This is a genomic window from Anaerotignum lactatifermentans (assembly GCF_014982935.1).
Taxonomy (GTDB): Bacteria; Bacillota; Clostridia; order Lachnospirales; family Anaerotignaceae; genus Anaerotignum; species Anaerotignum lactatifermentans.
On the sequence record NZ_JADCKK010000053.1, the window covers coordinates 1 to 17,919 of the forward strand.

The following is a 17,919-nucleotide window of genomic DNA, read 5'->3' on the forward strand; positions in this document are numbered from 1 at the left end:
TAGGGGGCAGCCAGAGTTAAAAGTGTGGTTGCCAGACTATTCAATGCCCCCTTTAGGGGGCTACCACAAGAGATAGACCCTTATAGGGTCTGATCAAACCACCCGTTCAACGGGTGGTTTTGATTTTCTTATGAAGATGCCCCTTACGTGTACCAGCCTGTTTTTATCGGGAATACGTCAAAAAGCGGAAAAGAAGCTCAATGGCAAGGAATATCACAAAAGATATGCCGCAGAGGATGCTGTCGTTTTTCAGCTGTCGTTGGTATGTTTCCCAACTTTCGTTAGCATCCACCCGAATGTCGATTCCCTTGCGACGGAGAAAAACATCCAGAAAAAGCTGTATGAGCATACATAGCATAGAAGCACAAAACAGAATCATTTGCAGTATGCCATCAGGAGCCAGCAACGAAATACCCAAGAGAAACAATCCTGCTTTGATAATTCCCCGGCGCAGTATATTTTTTTGAAAATCAGATGTCTTTTCTAAGGTTTCTTTTGTCAGCATGCGCTCTCACTGTCCTTTCGTTTCTTTGGTGTTCCAATGAAAATAAGCTGCCAGTTCCTTCTGATAAATGATGCCAAGCTCTATGAGCATAGACGCAATGATTACCACAATCAGCGGAATAGGCAGATACCGATATTCCTCTGGATAAAATGAGCCGGAAAGTGCGTCTGTGTAGGCGTGGAGATAGGCAAATCCCCAAATCAGTGTCAGTATCAATAGGTTCAAAGTGACGGCGAGAACACCAGCAATACTTTTCATACAAATCCCCCTTTTCATAAAAAACAATGCCCTTTTTTCGATGATACCATAAGGCGCATAGGCTGCATATAGTGATTTTTACCGGAAAAGGGCGGTTTTTCTTGACAAAGTGACGGGGCATGTCTATAATCTAATTGTATTTTTATATGGAAACAAGCCAAGAAAAGAAGGAGTACGCAAAGGGTGGACGTTTCAGAGAGGAAATCACTGGTGGAAGATTTCCCGCAGCACATTGCCGAAGCAGTCTTTTTGGGTAAGAACCACAGCTCTTTGGCGGAAAGAGAAGTATGTCAAAGCGTATGCCTGCGTTAAAGGCTTTGAGTGACGTCCTTTTGGGCGTAACAAGGGTGGTACCACGGTGAATTCGTCCCTGACTTTTGTCAGGGGCTTTTTTATTTTCCGGGTATCCTGTGAACAGATTGAAAATATTTAAGGAGGTAAGATATGAAATATTTAGGTGTAAACGAAATTCGTGAAGAATTTCTGAAATTCTTTGAAAGCAAAGACCATCTGCGTCTGCCCAGCTTCCCTCTGGTGCCCCGCAACGACAACAGCTTGCTGCTGATCAACTCCGGTATGGCACCCATGAAAGCATACTTTACTGGTCAGGAAATCCCTCCCAGCAAGAGAGTGACAACCTGCCAGAAATGTATCCGTACAGGTGATATCGATAACGTAGGGAAAACTGCTCGTCACGGCACATTCTTTGAAATGCTGGGCGACTTCTCCTTCGGTGATTACTTCAAAAACGAAATCGTGCCCTGGTCTTGGGAATTCGTAACAAAAGTACTGGAAATCCCCGAAGACAGACTGTACGTAACCATTTACGAAGAAGACGATGAAACAGGCAAAATCTGGCATGATGTGGTAGGTCTGCCTTGGGACAGAATCGTAAAACTGGGCAAAGAAGATAACTTCTGGGAACACGGCACAGGCCCCTGCGGTCCTTGTACAGAAATCTACTATGACCGTGGTCCCGAATACGGCTGTGACAGCCCTACCTGCGGCGTAGGCTGTGACTGCGACAGATACATGGAATTCTGGAATCTGGTATTGACCCAGTTCAACGCTGAAGAAGACGGCACATACACAGAACTGGCGATGAAGAACGTAGATACCGGTATGGGTCTGGAACGTATGGCAACTATCATGCAGGGCGTTGACTCTATTTTCGACGTAGATACCGTAAAATCTATCCGTGACGCTGTTTGTGCAAAAGCAGGCGTGGAATACGGCAAAGACCATAAAACAGATGTTTCCGTTCGCGTTATCACAGACCACATCCGTTCTGTAACAATGATGACTGCTGACGGCGTACTGCCTTCCAACGAAGGTCGTGGTTATGTACTGCGTCGTCTGCTGCGCCGTGCGGCTCGTCATGGCAAACTGTTGGGCATCGAAGGCGAATTTTTGGCTGAATTGTCCAAATCCGTAATCGCTTGCAGCGGCGAAGCTTATCCCGAATTGGTGGAAAAACAGGATTACATCTTCAAAATCCTGTCCATCGAAGAAAACAGCTTCTATAAGACCATCGACAAAGGTATGGAAATCCTGAAAGCAGACATGGAAGAAATGAAAGCTGCCGGCGAAAAAGTCATGTCCGGTGAAAAATCCTTCCGTCTGTACGACACATATGGTTTCCCTGTTGACCTGACAAAAGAAATCCTGGCAGAAGAAGGCATGGAAATCGACGAAGACGCTTTCACAGCAGAAATGAAAGCACAGAAAGAACGTGCACGTTCCGCAAGAGCAAAATCCAACTACATGGGCGCAGCTGAAACCGTTTATAACGAACTGCCCGTAGAACTGGAAACAGCTTTCGCTGGTTATGATGTATATGATGTAGCAAACGCAAAAATCGTTGCGCTGGTAGCAAACGAAGCCGTTGCAGAAACTGCACAGGCTGGCGATACCGTAGCGGTATTCCTGGATAGAACACCTTTCTACGCAGAAAGCGGCGGTCAGGTAGGCGACCAGGGCGTGATCAAAACAGAAACAGGCGTTGTGAAAGTAACTAACTGCGTAAAAGTTGTTGGCGGCAAGATTGCACACATGGGTGAAGTGACAGAAGGTCTGGTGCAGGTAGGCGAAATGGCTTGCGCAAGCATCGACGTGGAACTGCGTATGGCTTCTTCCAGAAACCACAGCGCAACCCACCTGCTGCACAAAGCACTGCGTACCGTTCTGGGTACTCACGTAGAACAGGCTGGTTCCTATGTAAGCGCAGAAAGACTGCGTTTCGACTTCACACACTTCGCAGCAATGACTGCTGATGAAATCAAAGAAGTGGAAAGACTGGTAAATGACGCTATCTTCGCAAGCTATGATGTACACACAGACGAAATGTCCATCGACGAAGCAAGAAACAGAGGCGCAATGGCACTGTTCGGCGAAAAATATGGCGAAGTGGTACGTGTGGTAGATATGGGCGGCTACAGCATCGAACTTTGTGGCGGCGCTCACCTGAAAAACACTGCACAGGTTGGCTCCTTCAAAATTCTGTCTGAAAACGGCGTAGCAGCTGGTGTCAGAAGAATTGAAGCTGTAACAGGCAAAGAAGCCCTGAAACATTATCAGGCACAGGAAGACGAAATCAAAGAAATCTGCCGTCTGGTGAAATCCACACCTGACAAACTGCTGGCTCGTTTGGAACAGCTGTTGGCAGAACAGAAAGAAACAGCAAAAGAAGTGGAAAAACTGAAAGCGAAAATGGCAGGCGGCGCAGCAGACGAAATGCTGAACAGCAAAGTAGAAATCGGCGGCGTTGCAGTGCTGGCAGCGGAAGTGAAAGATATGGACGGCAATGCTCTGCGTACCATGGGCGACCAGCTGAAACAGAAACTGGGCAGCGGTGTAGTGGTACTGGCGAGCGGCAAAGACGGCAAAGTAAACCTGATGGCTATGGCTACAGACGATGTTGTGAAAAAAGGCGTACATGCCGGCAACATCATCAAAGCAGCAGCGGCTGTTTGCGGCGGTGGCGGCGGCGGTCGTCCCAACATGGCACAGGCAGGCGGCAAAGATGCTTCCAAGATCGCGGACGCTCTGGAAAAAGCAAAAGCGGTTGTAGCAGAACAGCTGGGCTGATTGGCTGAAGGCATTGCCTTATAAACAAAATCAAGCTGAAAATCTCTGGAAACAGAGGTTTTCAGCTTTTTTTGTATACTCTTTGAGGGGTTTTTGTATACAGATGCCCATGGTAGAATAACAGCTTAAAGAAACAAAAGATAGCAGAAGGAGGCGAACCATGGGATATAGTAGAAGCAGGTTATGGAAATATGCAGCGACGGTAGGCGTTGTGGGACTGCTGCTGATGATGGGAGCCATTTTGGTTGCCGATCGCTGGGAGAATATGTTTGGTGTCGCGGTACTTTTGGGGCTGGTTTGTACCTGGGCTGCATTGCTGATGCTTGCAGGTGCGTGGGTACGGGAGCTGTGGCATAGCTTTCACAGAAAGGATTACCTGACGACAGCCATATGGCTTGCCCTTGGGCTTTTGGTCCTGTTCCTGTTTTGCAGACGCATATTTTAAAACCATAGAAAAAACCCCCTCTGCTTAGCAGAGGGGGTTTTGTTACACTCTATGCAATATGATTTTTATTTACCGATCAAATGATAGGCATCAGCTTTTGCTGGGAATGAATTTCCCGATGATACCGCCGACGATAGCGGGGATGATCCAAGCGAAGCCCATGTCAGCCAGAGGCAGTACGCTTACGAAATCGGTAGGCAGACCAAAGCCAGCCAGGATTTCCAGAGCACTTGTGATCATACCGAAGTATGCTGCAAAACGATAGATGTTGTTGTTTTTGATCTGTTTATGGAAGAATGCCAGAATGATCAGTACCAGCAGACCAGGGTAGATCAGGTTCAGCAGAGGTGCGGAAACCTTGATGATTGTAGCTACACCAGCGTTGGATACAAGCCAGCTGAATACTACGATGGCAATAACCAGTGTTTTGTATTTCAGTTTGCCGTCGGAAAGTTCTACAAAGTATTCACTTACTGCGGATGTCAGACCAATTGCTGTGGTCCAGCATGCGAACAGAACGATGATACCCAGCAGAATAACACCGATATCACCAAACAGACCTTTTGTGATAGTTACCAGCAGTGTTGTCTGATCCAGACCCTGATAGTCAGCCAGTGTGCCTGTTGTAGCGCCCAGGTATGTCAGACCGCCGTAGATAACCAGCAGACCAACAGCTGCAACTACGCTGGAGCGGATGGTTGCGCCTGCCAGAGATGCCTGGTCGTTGTAGCCTTTGTCTCTCGCACTGTTAGCAATGATGATGATGAAGATCATGGAAGCGATAACGTCCAGTGTCTGGTAACCGTTGTAAGTACCTTCTCTAACTGCGTTTACAGTTGCTTCGGTTTCGATGGGACCCAGAGGGTTAACGATACCAACGACGATCATGATCAACAGGAAGATTACCAGGATAGGTGTCAGGAACTGACCAACGATGTCAACTACTTTGGAGGGACGAATGGTCAGAACCAATACAACCGCGAAGAAGAATGCGGAGAAAATCCATGTGGCAAAACCGGGAGCGTTGGTAAGCAGAGGTGCTACACCAACTTCGTATGTAGTCGCTGCTGTACGAGGGATTGCCAGGAAGGGCCCGATACACAGCGCGCCGATGGCACCGATCACCGCACTGGGAACTTTACCCATAGGACCGGTCAAACCTGTGATGGAGTATTGATTTTTGCTGATCAGCGCAAGGATGGCAACCAGAGCCAGACCTACGTCAAAGATGAAGAAGAACAGGAACCCGATAAGCCAGGAAGTACCTGTCTGCTGCCCCAGCAAGGGCGGGAAGATCAAGTTGCCGGCGCCGAAGAACATAGCAAATAACGCAACGCCAATGACAAGCATGTCTTTTGCTTTAAATTGCTTTTTTTCCATAGAATACAACCTCCTTATTTTTTTTCCCTCTGAAAAAATGAATGATGACGTGAAGCTTAGTTTTGTACATATTGCATGTGAGAAAACCATAAGCTTAAGATATATTATGCAGAAAAAAACAAAAAAACACAAACAAATCGGAAATACTTTGGTGAAACTTTTTGTTCTAAAAGTTTCTTTAAATTATGCTTTTTAGCCTATTTTTATGTCAAAAAATGAAAATGAAAAATAAAATGAAGCAAAATTCATGGAAATTTGTATTTTGAAGAAATAGACGGCATGTACATGAAGTGTTGAGAAAAACATGTTTTTTTTGAGAAACATTAGGCAAAAACACAAAAGTATTTATATTTTCGGCGGATAATATTTACGAAAGGTGAGCATCTTTGATAAAAAAATCGGAAAAACGGGCAGGGAATTATGAATAAATATTTTCTGTATAAAAACTTAACATTCTACTTAGAATAAACATCTTTAGGAAAAACACTGAAAAAAATATAGATTTTCCTGTGTTTTGGAAGATGTTTTCCTCTGCCGTATCCCCTTTTTTGTTCTGCTGCAAATACAAAATAAGTCTGTTAATGCCGAAAAGTTTATGGTATAATGTGAACGAAAAAACAAATTTCGTTTTTACAGCCGCTGAAGGAAACTTTTTGAAAAAGATGGGATTTTCAACGGTTATCATGAATTTGCACCAAAAGAAAAAAATGGAAAAAAGATACGACTTGTCTGAGAACATTCGGCAAAAGCTGTCAAAGTTCAGGCAGACAAGCCCCCTGTTGTATGCTTACTGACAAGAAAAAAACAGGGATAAATGGAAGACTGAGAAGCAGGTGATGGGGATTTATGAAGGAAATCAGCATGCATGTGGGCAAACGCATCCGTTTGTATCGTAAAATGAAAAATATGACCATTGAAGTCTTTGCGGGACTTATAAATAAAAGCAAAGCCACCGTATCGAAGTATGAGAACGGGGACATTGCCATAGACATTGAAACATTGTTCATCATTGCCAATGCGCTGGATATTTCCGTCAATCAGCTCATTGATTATGACAAAGAGGCAGAAGAAACAGAAACGCGTGTGGACCTTTCCGGCAGACGCCATGGCAAGACAAGGATGTATCTTTATTTCTATGACGGTCGCCGCAGCCGCATTGTCCGCAATGTCATCGATATCCGCGGAACCGGAGAAAATGGCATGTTCAGTGCGGATCTGTATGCAGATGTGGATGATTATTCCAACTGTTATAAATGTAAGTATCTTTATCATGGCACTATGCGGCGCTATGACACATTTACCAATTTTCAGTTTGAAAACCAGAATAACAAAATGGAGCGGGTGTTTCTCTACGCCATCAATTCTTTCAGTCCTGCCGGACGGATGCTCGGCATGTTTTCAGGATTGTCCATCCAACCGATGATGCCTGCATCCTTTAAATTTGTATTGTCACCGGATGTCATGGAGGAGAATGAGGAACTGAAGGAAACCCTTCGTTTCTCAAAGGAAGATATCCGCACCATGAAGAAAATGAATATGTTTATCATTAACCAGCATTTGTGATAAATGAATATAATATGTCAGACAATTATGTAAGACAAGTATATGAAAAAATACCCCCTGTAGTGGAAAGACAGGGGGTATTTTTTAAATACGTTCTGTCAGACAAAGCATCATGAGCAATCCAGCCATGCGTACCGTTTGGGGAGAAGGGGTACACCCTGTTTCTCCTGAACGGTCACGAACAGCAAGCTCATTGCCTTCCTCCAGCGAGTATGCCACGTTTTGCCGAATCTGCCCCATGGTGTGAAAGAGCATCAGACTGCGGCAGGCTTCATCCAGCCGTCGTTTTCCCGCTTCGTCTGTAAAAGCCCCCAGTGCCCGCAGCAGGGTCACTTCCCGCGGCGGATGCTCCACGGCATCTGCCTGCTGAAGGGCGGCTGCTGCCTGTATTTTTTGCAGATAATCCTGTTCCACCCTTGTTTGCATGGCTTGCAGGAAGGTTTGCAGTTCATTTCTGGCGTTGTCCGTGTTTTGCAGGACTTTTGCCAGATGGAACACATTGTTTTCTTCCATAAAAGATCGCTCCTTTCATTCAGGCAGACAGGAGGGCTCCAAAAGCCCGCCGTTTTTTTCAGCGGCGGCACACAGACGTTGTTTCACCTGACTGGGTGTGAGGCTTGGGAATCGCTCCAGCAGGCAGGCAGCCATGCCGCTGACCATAGGCGTTGCCATGGATGCGCCGCTCATGGCGATGTAGCTGTGGTCCACAATGCTGCTTTTGGAACGGTTTTGCAGAGAAAAGTTATAATTCGGCGAAAGAACAGAGATGATGTTTTCCCCGTGTGCCCACAAATCTGGCTGACCAACGGATGTGGTCTGTTTGGCAGGAAACCATTCTCTGTCCTCCCATGTGCCTACAGAAAGAATGTTGGGGCTGAGGGATGGCGGCGGCAGAAAATGTGTCCCGCCGTCAGGATTGGCCGCGGCAGCCACCACCACAATGCCTTTGTGCCAAAGGGACTCCACTGCTTCCTGCAGAGGACGATGAACCCTTCTGTCATTGGTGCCTATGGATAAATTGACTACTTTTATATTATATTGTGGAGCGTTGTCCAATATCCATCGCATGGCGCGAATGGCACGCAAAGAAGTGCCCTGTCCCATGGCATCCAGAATTTTCAGAGAAATGATGTGCGCCTGTGGGGCAATGCCCCGGTATCGTCCGCCGGAAAGGGTACCGTTGCCGCAGGCAATGCCTGTGACATGGGTGGCAGGCGCAAAAGAGGGATACGGGACAGGTGGTGCCGCATATTCATAGGCAAAAGGGGGGAGAAATATGGAGCGGGCAGCCATTTATTGCAGATTGTCGGTAGAGGACGCACAGCGACAGGAGGGAAAAGACAGCGAAAGTATTGCCAATCAGAAAGAACTGCTTTTGGCTTACGCGGCGAAGAAAGGCTGGCAGGTGACAGGCATCTATGTGGATGAGGATTATTCGGGACTGCGGGAAGATCGCCCCGGTTTTCAGGAGCTCATTGCCCATGGCAGAGAAGGGCGGTTTTCTGTGATTTTGTGTAAAACTCAATCCCGTTTTACAAGAAATCTGGTGACGGCAGAACGGTATCTTTATGAGTTGTTTCCTTTGTGGGGGATACGGTTTGTGTCCGTGGTGGATGGAGTGGATACGGCAAGACGGGAGAATAAACGGGCCAGCCAGATCAACAGCCTCATCAATGAATGGTACTGCGAGGAATTATCGGATAATATTCGGGCAGTTCTCCGCAGGAAACGGGAAATGGGGCAGTATCTGGGGAATTATGCGCCTTATGGTTATGAGAAAAGTCCTTTTGACCATCATGTATTGGTGCCTTGCCCCCGACGGGCGCAGGTGGTGGCAGGCATCTTTCGGCTGTATCTTCTGGGATTTTCCTGCACAGGCGTGGCGGAGGTGCTCAATGGCTGCGGCATATTATCTCCGGCTATGGCATTGGCGCAAGAGGGGAAGGATTGCGGCAGAAAGGCGAAAGGCATCTGGACGGCATCCACCATATGCAAAATATTGAAAAATCCTGTATATTTGGGAAATATGGTGCAGGGGAAAACAGAAAAAATCAGTTATAAACAGAAAAAAAGCCGTCCGTGTTCCAAAGAACAGTGGACGGTGGTGAAAGATACCCATGTGCCGTTGGTTTCCGAGGAAATGTTTGGGGCAGTCCAAAAGAAAATGGCAAAAAACAGAAAGGCATAGAAAAAACAGCGGAGAAATCTGAAAAACAGGTTTCTCCGCTGTTTTTTTGAAAATCAAACCATCTGGTTGACTTTAAAGATCAGTTGGAATGCTCTGCGGGAATTGGAGATGTGGGTTTCAATGGCTTTGCGCAGTCCTTCCGGATCAGCAGCAAGGGCTGCATCCAGAATTGCCTGATGCTCTTCCACACATTCGCAGTCCCGATAATGGGGCTGATTGAAGTATGTACCGGCGGAAAAGGTAAAGGGCTGCAAATCTTTGAGAACTTCCACGGCTTTCTGATTGCCGGAGGCAGTCAGATACAGCATATGAAATTCCAGATCCAGCTGGAAATAGCCTTCCGCGTCCATGGTGGAATCGTTGCAGGCAATGAACTGTTTCTGTTTTTCCATATTTTCCAGCAGCTGCTGGCGCAGGGTGCTGTTGTAATTGAGAGTGGTGATGATGTCCTTGATGAAGAAGGTATCCATCATCAAACGGATATCAAAGGTGTCGTTCAGTTCATGGGGCGTCAATGTGCGTACGCTCATGCCTTTGTTGGGGGTGTTGACCACCAGTTTTTCCTCTGCCAGACGCTGCAATGCCTGTTTTACAGGCGTGTCGCTGACGCCATATTTTCTTGCCAGTTCTTTGATATTGATTTTTTCGCCGGAGACCAGTTGTTTATTTGTGATGTCTTTTTTGATGTCCGCATAAATCTGGTCTGCCAGTGTGATTTTTTCGCTCATATCTACTTGCTCCCCCTCTGCTTGCAGTGTTCATGCAACTTTTATAACGATTTTATATCTATTGTAAAACTAGTTGTGCAAAAATTCAATAGACAATTTGTGTTCATCCGTTTTCTATTGAGAATGGATACACCTTCCAAGAGAAAAAAAGAAGGATGATTTTTTCAAAATGGGATTTTTTGGAATGGGAAAATGAATAAAAAAGGGTGTATACATTTGTAAAAAGCGCATAATGATTCAAAATGTTTGTTCTATATGCATAATAACAGTGTTTTTATGTGGCGGATAAATGTTTTTAAATTAGAGGAAATACCAATTGAAAATTAGAATTGGATTAAATATAATCTAAATAGAAAGTTTTATCTAACAAAAAAGAAGTTTTATTTGCGCATAAAGAATTAAATTAAAGCGCAAAAAAAGAATTTCTTTTGAAAAAAGATGTGCTTTTGGGAGGAGTTTAAAGAATAAGGGAGGAGTATGTATGAAAAAAAGAATCGGGGTTCTGGCGCTGGCAACTGCCATGCTGCTGGGGATGACCGGCTGCGGCAGCCAAAATGAGGAAACCGCAGAAACCACAACACCCGCAGGGTTTGTGGAAAAGAAGGTAGAGCCTGTTACCTTTGAATCAGGCGTGGAACTGCAGGAAGACTGCAGACATTTGATTTATGCATTGGGCAATGCCCCTGCTACCATCGACGCGGCAAAATTCTTTAAAATGCGTTTGGAACAGGAAACAAACGGCGCAATGACTGTAGATATCTACACAGATAACGTATTGGGCGGTGAACGTGAACTGCTGGAAAGCTGCCAGTTTGGTGACTACGATATCGTACTGGCAACAAACGCAACAGTAGCTGCTTTCTGTAACGATATTTACTGTCTGGATATTCCTTGGGTTTTTGAAAACAAACAGCAGGTATACGAAGTGCTGGACGGCGAACTGGGCGACTATCTGGGCGATCAGCTCAAAGAAGTTGGCTTCCAGCTGCTGCAGTGGCAGGAAAACTCTTTCCGTACACTGTCCACCACAGATAAACCCATCGAATCCATGGACGACCTGAAAGGTCTGAAGATCCGTATCATGGAAAATGAACTGCAGCTGGCACAGTGGAAAGCTTATGGTGCTAACCCTACACCCATGGCCTTCACAGAACTGTTCACCGCTTTGCAGCAGGGTACTGTAGACGGCCAGGACAACGGCGCAGAACTGACATGGCAGTCCAAATTCCAGGAAGTACAGAAATACTATGTTTATACAAAACACATCTATTCTCCTTACGTAATCCTGATGAGTGGAGAAACATTCAACGGTCTGACACCGGAAGAACAGGAAATCATCATGAAAATCTCCGATGAAGCTGTTGCTTATGAACGTGAAAGATGTTCCGAATACGAAGCCGTTGCTTTGGAAAACATCAAAAACTATCCCGGCATGAACTACGCAGAACTGAGCCCTGAAGTGATGGAAGAAATGAAAGCTGCTTGTGCCGGCATCAAAGATCTGGCTTATGAAAAAGTAGAACATCCTGAAGTGATCGATCTGCTTTACAGCGAAGCCGAAAAAGCGAAAGAAAAATATCCCGCAGAACAGACGACAGATGCACCGGCACAGACAGAAGCTGATGCAGCACCTGCGGCGTAAAAATACAGGGGAGGGAAAAAGGTATGAAGTTTTTGAATGAACATCTGGAAGCATGCTTCATCGTGCCTTTGATGTTTTTGATGAGTATTATCATTTTTGTTCAGGTTGTCATGCGTTATGTATTTCATAGCTCTCTGACATGGTCTGAAGAAATGGCAAGATATCTGTTTGTATGGCTGGTTTATTTCTCTGTGGCTTATACAGCGAAAAAAGAAGCCCATATCCGTATCGACGCTGCTATCAATATTTATCCTAAAAAAGCACGTCCTTATGTAGAAATCCTTAGTGAAATCATCGTACTGGCTTTTGCAATCTTCATTGCGGCAACATCCGTTACTGTTTTCCAGAAGATCACAGCCAGCGGCCAGATTTCTCCCGCGCTGCATGTGCCCATGCAGTTCGTATACGCAGCACCTCTGGTTGGCTTCTTCTTGACAGCTATCCGCCAGATCCAGTGCATCATCAAAAAAATCAAAGGATTGCATAATCATGAGGAGGTGCAGGAAGCATGACAACTGGAGCTATTGCAGCAGTCGTATTTATTGCATTGATCGTCAGCCTTGTTTTGACTGTTCCCATCGGTTTCTCCCTGGGGATCGCTTCCTTGGCTTATATCTTCGCTACAGATCAGCTGACACTGGGCTTTGTAGCACGTAACATGGTAACTGGTACAGACTCTTTCCCCATCATGGCGATTCCCTTCTTCGTGTTCGCCGGTGAACTGATGGGCGGCGGCGGTATTTCAAAACGTCTGCTGGACGTTGCCAACGTATTCTTCGGCAGAATCCGCGGCGGTCTTGCCATCGTAACCGTTGTTGTATGTATGTTCTTCGCGGCTATTTCCGGTTCCGGTCCGGCAACTGTAGCAGCTGTCGGCGGTATGGTTGTTCCTACCATGCTGGAAAAAGGCTATGACAAAAAATTCGTACTGGCGCTGATCGCTGCCGCTGGTTCCATCGGCGTTATCATCCCGCCCAGTATCCCTATGGTTGTTTACTCCGTAACTGTAAACAGCTCCGTAAGCTCCCTGTTCCTGGCGGGCTTCATCCCCGGTATCCTCATCGGTCTGGTACTGATCGTTTACAGCTACTTCTATGCAAGAAAAGCTGGTTATAAAGGCGACACAGAACCTTTCAGCATCGGTCGTGCGCTCCGCGAAGTATGGAGAGGTAAATGGGCACTGCTGTCCCCCGTTATCATCCTGGGCGGTATCTACGGCGGTATCTTCACACCTACAGAAGCAGCTGCTGTATCCGTAATTTACAGCTTGATCATCGGTCTGTTCGTACATAAAGAACTGAACTTCAAACAGATGCTGGATGTAACAAAGAGATCCTGTGAAACAACAGCAACCATTCTGGTGGTAATTGGCTGTGCAACAGGTTTCTCCAAAGTCCTGACACTGGGCCGTATCCCTACAACCGTTGCAACACTGCTGACAACGATGACAGACAGTAAAGTGCTGATCCTTCTGCTCATCAACCTGCTGCTGCTGTTGGTAGGCTGCTTCATGGAAACAGTATGTGCCATCATGATTCTGGCTCCCATCCTGTTCCCTGTTGTAACAGCGCTGGGCGTTGACCCTATCCACTTCGGTATCATCATGGTAACCAACTTGGCAATCGGCTTCATCACACCTCCTCTGGGTGTAAACCTGTTCGTTGCTTCCCGTGTAGGGGAAACGACGCTGGATGTGGTCATCAGGGGGATCGTCCCCTTCCTGGTGCTGATGATCGCCACACTGATGCTGATCACCTATGTACCGGCAATCTCTATGTTCCTGCCTAATTTGTTAGGTTAAAGAAGGAAGGCGAAAAAAATATGCAGTGGTGTAAAAATGCTTGCAGCCACTTGGTAGATGCTTGCATCATCGTACTGGTAGCATTTCTCATGTTCCAGTAATGAATCGGATAATCTCTAACTCCTACATATAAAGCATTATAGAAAATGGAAGAGGCAGCGCCTGTGTATCAACATGGGCGTTGTTTCTTTTTTTTGCGCCTGTCACATGGGTCCCGTGTCCGTTATCGTCGTAAGGCGTTGTCCGCCCATTGATGAAATCCCGAAAAGCGATGATGCGGTCTGTTGGTATGGTAAAATCCGCCACAGGAGAGATGCCTGTGTCCAGTATGGCAATGCCGATGCCTTTTCCTGTGGGGAATGATTTTGGCGAAATGGCGGTATCTGTAAAATGCTCCATTTGAAAGACCCCCTTTCTGACAGAGTATGCGGTGGGCAGTTTTTTGGGAATGCGAAAGAAGTTCTTTTTTTCTTTCCGGCGGCATATCTTTTGATGAAGGACAGGATGGAGGGAATACCATGGAGGAAAACCGGAAAACAGAACTCATGCATCTGGCAGGCAGGCTGGAAAGACTGCGCCGGCTCATGGGGCAGGATACACCGCAGGAGGCTTCGCAGTCAGTGCCGGCAATGGAGGAAGGGGAAAAGCAGGAGAACATGCTCATGGCAGCCATTCCGTTTCTGGATCAGGAGTATCAAAGGGATTTGTATGTGGTGGTGCGGCTCATGGAAATGCGGCGGATGCTGACAGGAGGCGTGCTGCAAGCCCGCAGCCGGGATACCCTGCCGCCATCAGTGCGCAGAAGGCAGATGCTTTCCGCCATTCGCCCCTGCCTGTCCCAAGGGGAACAAGCAAGATTGGATACCCTTATGCGTGTCATGGACGCAAGGGAAATCCTCATACAAAAGGAGGGATTGGATGGACTGGACAAAGGCACAAATGGAGGCGCTGGGCGAGGAACGGCTGCGGCTGATTCGGGAGGCTCAGGAAAAAAGTAAGGATAAAACAGGACTGGAGAGATTGGATGTTTTTCTGGAATATGGAGAAGCACTGGCGCAAGGAGGCAGCCTTTCCAAAGAAGAACAGAAAGCCCTGCTGGCAGCAGTATCTCAAAATCTGCCGGAAAACGACCGGGCACAGATGCAGCAGATCATGGGGCTTATGGGATTGTAAAATAGAAAAAATACGGCGTATTTTCCAAAGGGGAAATACGCCGTATCTGTTTACCGGGAAAGCAAATCCAATAGCAGCAGCACCGCCGCCGGGGAGCAGCCGCCGGAAGCCTGCTTTCTTTGACTTTTCTGGGGCTTTGCTTTTTGTTTCTGGGGCGCAAAGGGTGCGGGTATCTCTCTCTTTCCATACATACATACCACCTCCTGTCACTACTTTATGCAGTGGGAGGAAAGTTTTTTCACTTTTTTTGCACGGACAGAGGATTTTATGTTATGATAAAAAAGATTGAAAAAACAGAAGTAGAAATGATTGGTGTATATGAAAAAGGAACGACGGGAACGGAACTTCCGTATATTGGAGTTCCGTGAAAATCAATATGATATCATCGGCGATGTCCATGGCTGTTATGACGAGCTCATCCAGCTGGTGGAAAAGCTGGGCTACCGGGAGGAAAAGGGCATTTACGTTCATCCCGATAAACGGCGGCTTATTTCCGTGGGGGATGTGTCCGACAAAGGTCCTGCCAATTTGGCATGCCTGAATTTCTGGATGGATCAGGTGGCTTATAACGGTGCTTTCTGGGTCCACGGCAATCACTGCAATAAGCTTTACCGCTATTTTCTGGGGAACCGTGTGCGGATTTCTCATGGTCTGGAGAAAACCGTGGCAGAACTGGACAAGCTGAGCCGGGAGGAGCGGCAGGCATTCCGTATTCGCTATATGCAGTGCTATGAAAGCCAGTGCTATTATCTTTTGCTGGATAAAAAACGTCTGGCAATCGTCCATGGCGGCTTGCAGGAAGAAAGCATGGGATATTTTTCCGGGAAAATACGGGCAGTGTGCCTCTATGGGGAAACCACCGGAGAAACAGACGAAAACGGCAGACCTCAAAGACGGGACTGGGCGGCGTCTTACCATGGAAAAGCCTTGGTGGTCTATGGGCATACGGTGGCAGAACGCCCTGATTTGGTGAATAACACCGTTGACATTGACCAAGGATGTGTTTATGGCGGTTATCTCACAGCCCTGCGTTATCCAGAAATGGAGTTTGTGCAGGTGCGTGGACAGGTTTATGCCCATTATCGTGGTGACGGCAAAGTGCCGGAATGAAAAGAGAACGGATGAGTCAAGAAGGTTCATCCGTTTTTTGATTGGAAAAATGCACTTCTGGGGTGCCTTTTTGCCCGACAGGTGGTGGAAAGGGCGGCGTGTTTTTGTTACCATGATAAGTAAGGAGGGATTTGCATGGATTTGGGAAAAAATATCGCAAAGGCAAGAAAGAACGCCAATATGACACAGGAACAGCTGGCAGAAAAATTGCAGGTGGCAAGACAGACCGTTTCCAAATGGGAAGCAGGCACCACCATGCCTACGGTGCCGGGCTTGGTAAAACTGGCTGAGGCTCTGGAAACAGATTGCAACAGCCTTTTGGCAGAAGAAGAAAAACAGCCGGAAATCAAACAGACGGAAACAGGCTACGTGGTGGACTGGACGAAACTCTATCCTATATTGGTGACTTATCAGCAGGAAATGGACTGCGCTCCTTACGAAGTCCAGTTTGCCGCTATGATACGGGAAGTCCAGAAAACTTATGGCTATTCCGCCGAAGATGCCATGCTGGCATTGAAGGATATTTTCGCAAAAACATACTTCAAAGAATTCCAACCGTAAAATTTAGGGGCATCTTCATAAGAAAACAAAGAAAGCTGAAATCCTTGTCATATAGAGAATTCCAGCTTTCTTATTTTTACTGAGATTTTATTTGATATGTTTTCTTAAGGGGAAGTTGCTTTGGCTGGATTTTTTGTATCCATGGACAAGCCCTCTTTTCTCTGCTATGCTGAAAAGAAGGGGGCAGAAAGATGAAAAAGATAGATGGATTTTTTGAGAAATACTGGAGATTTCTGCATTTGATTGTGTGTGTATATTTGGCAGCCAATTTTTTCAAGCTTTGGGAAAGATGGAGGGCATACTGGGTGGTGCATATCATCATGGCTGTGTTCTTTTTTGTTTATGGCAGGTTTTGGCTCCTGTCTGCCGGAAAAATGCCAACGGATAAAGAACGCAGAAACAGAAAGGTCACAGGCATTCTTTGTTTTGGCATTTGTTTCTGCTGTCTGCTTTTGGGCGTTTATACCTTTTGAGAAAGGACGGATATCATGGAAAAACCGAAATTACTTTTATTCTTAGACCGTCATCCCTTCATCCGAAACAATATGCAGAAAGTTTTGACTGTCTGCATGTTTCTGGATTTGCTGGCAGGGGTATTTGAGCAGTACCAGATGACAGGACCTTTGGCGGCAATTTCCGCATGGACAGCGGTATTCTTTGGGCTGTGTGCCCTTTTGTATTGGTGCATGCTGAAAGAGTATCAGCAGACGCAGGACGCATGGCATTGGGCATCAGATGGGTATGAGCGGCAGCTGCGATTTTTCGCATTGGCAGGGGCAGCTATGGCTGTTTTCAACGCCGTGAAATGCGTTATCTATTTCATGGGAAATTAAAACGGGGAAACCTTGGATTTTACAGGGTTTTCCCTATTTTTTTACGGAAAAAAAGAGGATTTTTTTGTGAAAGAAGCGTATTTTCTTATTAAGGAAGAAAAAGTCCAGCGGTGATATGTCAAGATAAAAACAATATTGAAAGATATACTTTCAGCTATGTTTCAAAAAGACAAAAACACCCACCTAAGCCCTGCAAATCGTATTTTTGAAAAATGAGCAGGGTTCGTGTATCGGCAGATAGAAAAATCTATTCTGCCGGACGATATAAACGATTGTCTTTGAGCAGTGCAAAGACTAACCGCACAAATTTACGAGCAGTTAATGCGAGGGCACGTTTGTGTTGAAATCTGTTTACCTCTTTATATTTGAGGTGGTAAAAGCGGCTGTATTCCTTGTCGCATCTTACAAGAGAAAATGCTGCTTCACACAGATAATACTTTAAGAATCGGTTGCCGGAATGAATCATTCTTGTTGTTTGGGCTTCAAAGTCGCCTGATTGGTGCTGCTGCCATGCAAGGCCTGCATATTTAGCAAGGGCAGCCTGATTTTGAAAACGGTTGATGTCTCCGATCTCAGCCATAATTCCAGCAGAAAGTACCGGACCAATACCGGGAATGGATATCAAAACATTGGGCAAAAGTTCCA

21 protein-coding genes, 1 pseudogene and 1 other annotated feature are annotated in these 17,919 nt (G+C 46.2%); of the genes and pseudogenes, 13 read left to right on the forward strand and 9 right to left on the reverse strand.

Annotated features, from left to right (window positions below; translation table 11 throughout):
- Window positions 1–163 precede the first annotated feature (163 nt).
- Both INF29_RS11280 and INF29_RS11285 read right to left on the reverse strand, forming a co-directional pair.
- Window positions 164–418, reverse strand: a complete 255-nt coding sequence (locus INF29_RS11280; RefSeq protein ID WP_191343702.1) for a hypothetical protein — start codon at window positions 416–418, stop codon at window positions 164–166.
- Between the two features lie 93 nt (window positions 419–511).
- Window positions 512–763 (reverse strand): hypothetical protein, encoded by a 252-nt coding sequence (locus tag INF29_RS11285; protein ID WP_193486640.1) that lies wholly within the window; start codon window positions 761–763, stop codon window positions 512–514.
- Window positions 764–913: 150 nt separating this feature from the next.
- Window positions 914–1,138 (forward strand) — a binding site (T-box leader).
- A 69-nt stretch (window positions 1,139–1,207) separates the two neighbouring features.
- Between INF29_RS11285 and alaS the strand changes: the two genes are divergently transcribed.
- Together alaS and INF29_RS11295 are read left to right on the forward strand one after the other, a co-directional pair.
- The gene (gene alaS, locus INF29_RS11290; RefSeq protein WP_193486642.1) at window positions 1,208–3,850 is read left to right on the forward strand and encodes an alanine--tRNA ligase; all 2,643 of its coding nucleotides are present in this window, start codon (window positions 1,208–1,210) and stop codon (window positions 3,848–3,850) included.
- A gap of 160 nt (window positions 3,851–4,010) precedes the next feature.
- Window positions 4,011–4,295, forward strand: coding sequence for a hypothetical protein (locus INF29_RS11295; RefSeq protein ID WP_193486644.1), 285 nt, complete (start codon window positions 4,011–4,013; stop codon window positions 4,293–4,295).
- Window positions 4,296–4,385: 90 nt separating this feature from the next.
- Here INF29_RS11295 and brnQ read toward each other — a convergent pair whose 3' ends face one another.
- Entirely contained in the window at window positions 4,386–5,675 is a 1,290-nt protein-coding gene (brnQ, locus tag INF29_RS11300; protein ID WP_193486646.1) for a branched-chain amino acid transport system II carrier protein, read from the reverse strand.
- A gap of 846 nt (window positions 5,676–6,521) precedes the next feature.
- Here brnQ and INF29_RS11305 point away from each other — a divergent pair.
- Complete coding sequence (locus INF29_RS11305; RefSeq protein ID WP_072848845.1) at window positions 6,522–7,238, forward strand: helix-turn-helix domain-containing protein; 717 nt, start codon at window positions 6,522–6,524, stop codon at window positions 7,236–7,238.
- A gap of 84 nt (window positions 7,239–7,322) precedes the next feature.
- Here the strand turns inward: INF29_RS11305 and INF29_RS11310 are convergent, their stop codons facing one another.
- Together INF29_RS11310 and INF29_RS11315 are read right to left on the reverse strand one after the other, a co-directional pair.
- Complete coding sequence (locus INF29_RS11310) at window positions 7,323–7,751, reverse strand: hypothetical protein (RefSeq protein WP_193486647.1); 429 nt, start codon at window positions 7,749–7,751, stop codon at window positions 7,323–7,325.
- Between the two features lie 15 nt (window positions 7,752–7,766).
- Entirely contained in the window at window positions 7,767–8,531 is a 765-nt protein-coding gene (locus tag INF29_RS11315; RefSeq protein WP_193486649.1) for a S8 family serine peptidase, read from the reverse strand.
- On the opposite strand from INF29_RS11315, the gene INF29_RS11320 reads away from it, so the two are divergent.
- Complete coding sequence (locus INF29_RS11320; protein WP_193486651.1) at window positions 8,515–9,426, forward strand: recombinase family protein; 912 nt, start codon at window positions 8,515–8,517, stop codon at window positions 9,424–9,426. The two genes, INF29_RS11315 and INF29_RS11320, sit on opposite strands and share 17 nt — an antisense overlap.
- A 53-nt stretch (window positions 9,427–9,479) precedes the next feature.
- On the opposite strand, the gene INF29_RS11325 is transcribed toward INF29_RS11320, so the two are convergent.
- Window positions 9,480–10,154: a GntR family transcriptional regulator gene (locus tag INF29_RS11325; RefSeq protein ID WP_193486653.1), complete on the reverse strand. Its 675-nt coding sequence runs from the start codon at window positions 10,152–10,154 to the stop codon at window positions 9,480–9,482.
- 481 nt (window positions 10,155–10,635) lie between these two features.
- Here INF29_RS11325 and INF29_RS11330 point away from each other — a divergent pair, with 481 nt between their 5' ends.
- From INF29_RS11330 to INF29_RS11340, 3 genes are read left to right on the forward strand one after another with little or no spacing between them, the layout of a single operon-like run.
- Window positions 10,636–11,796 (forward strand): TRAP transporter substrate-binding protein, encoded by a 1,161-nt coding sequence (locus INF29_RS11330; protein WP_193486655.1) that lies wholly within the window; start codon window positions 10,636–10,638, stop codon window positions 11,794–11,796.
- 23 nt (window positions 11,797–11,819) lie between these two features.
- A complete protein-coding gene (locus INF29_RS11335; protein ID WP_072848857.1) occupies window positions 11,820–12,308 on the forward strand; it encodes a TRAP transporter small permease in 489 nt (162 codons plus the stop codon).
- The gene (locus INF29_RS11340) at window positions 12,305–13,597 is read left to right on the forward strand and encodes a TRAP transporter large permease (RefSeq protein ID WP_191343692.1); all 1,293 of its coding nucleotides are present in this window, start codon (window positions 12,305–12,307) and stop codon (window positions 13,595–13,597) included. Before INF29_RS11335 ends, INF29_RS11340 begins: the two co-directional genes overlap by 4 nt.
- Window positions 13,598–13,801: 204 nt before the next feature.
- On the opposite strand, the pseudogene INF29_RS14540 reads toward INF29_RS11340, so the two are convergent.
- Window positions 13,802–13,996: pseudogene (locus INF29_RS14540) on the reverse strand (hypothetical protein); the annotation flags it as partial.
- Between the two features lie 119 nt (window positions 13,997–14,115).
- On the opposite strand from INF29_RS14540, the gene INF29_RS11350 reads away from it, so the two are divergent.
- On the forward strand, window positions 14,116–14,595 hold the full coding sequence (locus tag INF29_RS11350; protein WP_193486657.1) for a hypothetical protein: 480 nt from the start codon (window positions 14,116–14,118) through the stop codon (window positions 14,593–14,595).
- A complete protein-coding gene (locus tag INF29_RS11355; RefSeq protein WP_191343690.1) occupies window positions 14,516–14,770 on the forward strand; it encodes a hypothetical protein in 255 nt (84 codons plus the stop codon). Before INF29_RS11350 ends, INF29_RS11355 begins: the two co-directional genes overlap by 80 nt.
- Window positions 14,771–14,820: 50 nt before the next feature.
- Here INF29_RS11355 and INF29_RS11360 read toward each other — a convergent pair whose 3' ends face one another.
- Window positions 14,821–14,961 carry a hypothetical protein gene (locus INF29_RS11360; RefSeq protein WP_193486659.1) on the reverse strand — a complete coding sequence of 47 codons (141 nt, stop codon included), beginning with the start codon at window positions 14,959–14,961 and terminating at the stop codon, window positions 14,821–14,823.
- 127 nt (window positions 14,962–15,088) lie between these two features.
- On the opposite strand from INF29_RS11360, the gene INF29_RS11365 reads away from it, so the two are divergent.
- The 4 genes from INF29_RS11365 to INF29_RS11380 all read left to right on the forward strand — a co-directional run bounded on the left by INF29_RS11365 (window position 15,089) and on the right by INF29_RS11380 (window position 17,274).
- A complete protein-coding gene (locus INF29_RS11365) occupies window positions 15,089–15,880 on the forward strand; it encodes a metallophosphoesterase (protein WP_193486661.1) in 792 nt (263 codons plus the stop codon).
- 135 nt (window positions 15,881–16,015) lie between these two features.
- Window positions 16,016–16,441 carry a helix-turn-helix domain-containing protein gene (locus INF29_RS11370; RefSeq protein ID WP_193486663.1) on the forward strand — a complete coding sequence of 142 codons (426 nt, stop codon included), beginning with the start codon at window positions 16,016–16,018 and terminating at the stop codon, window positions 16,439–16,441.
- A 191-nt stretch (window positions 16,442–16,632) separates the two neighbouring features.
- Window positions 16,633–16,914, forward strand: coding sequence for a hypothetical protein (locus tag INF29_RS11375; RefSeq protein ID WP_193486665.1), 282 nt, complete (start codon window positions 16,633–16,635; stop codon window positions 16,912–16,914).
- Between the two features lie 15 nt (window positions 16,915–16,929).
- A complete protein-coding gene (locus tag INF29_RS11380) occupies window positions 16,930–17,274 on the forward strand; it encodes a hypothetical protein (protein WP_193486667.1) in 345 nt (114 codons plus the stop codon).
- A 247-nt stretch (window positions 17,275–17,521) separates the two neighbouring features.
- Here INF29_RS11380 and INF29_RS11385 read toward each other — a convergent pair.
- Window positions 17,522–17,919 (reverse strand): transposase (locus INF29_RS11385; protein WP_193486669.1); only part of this gene is annotated, 398 nt, incomplete at its 5' end.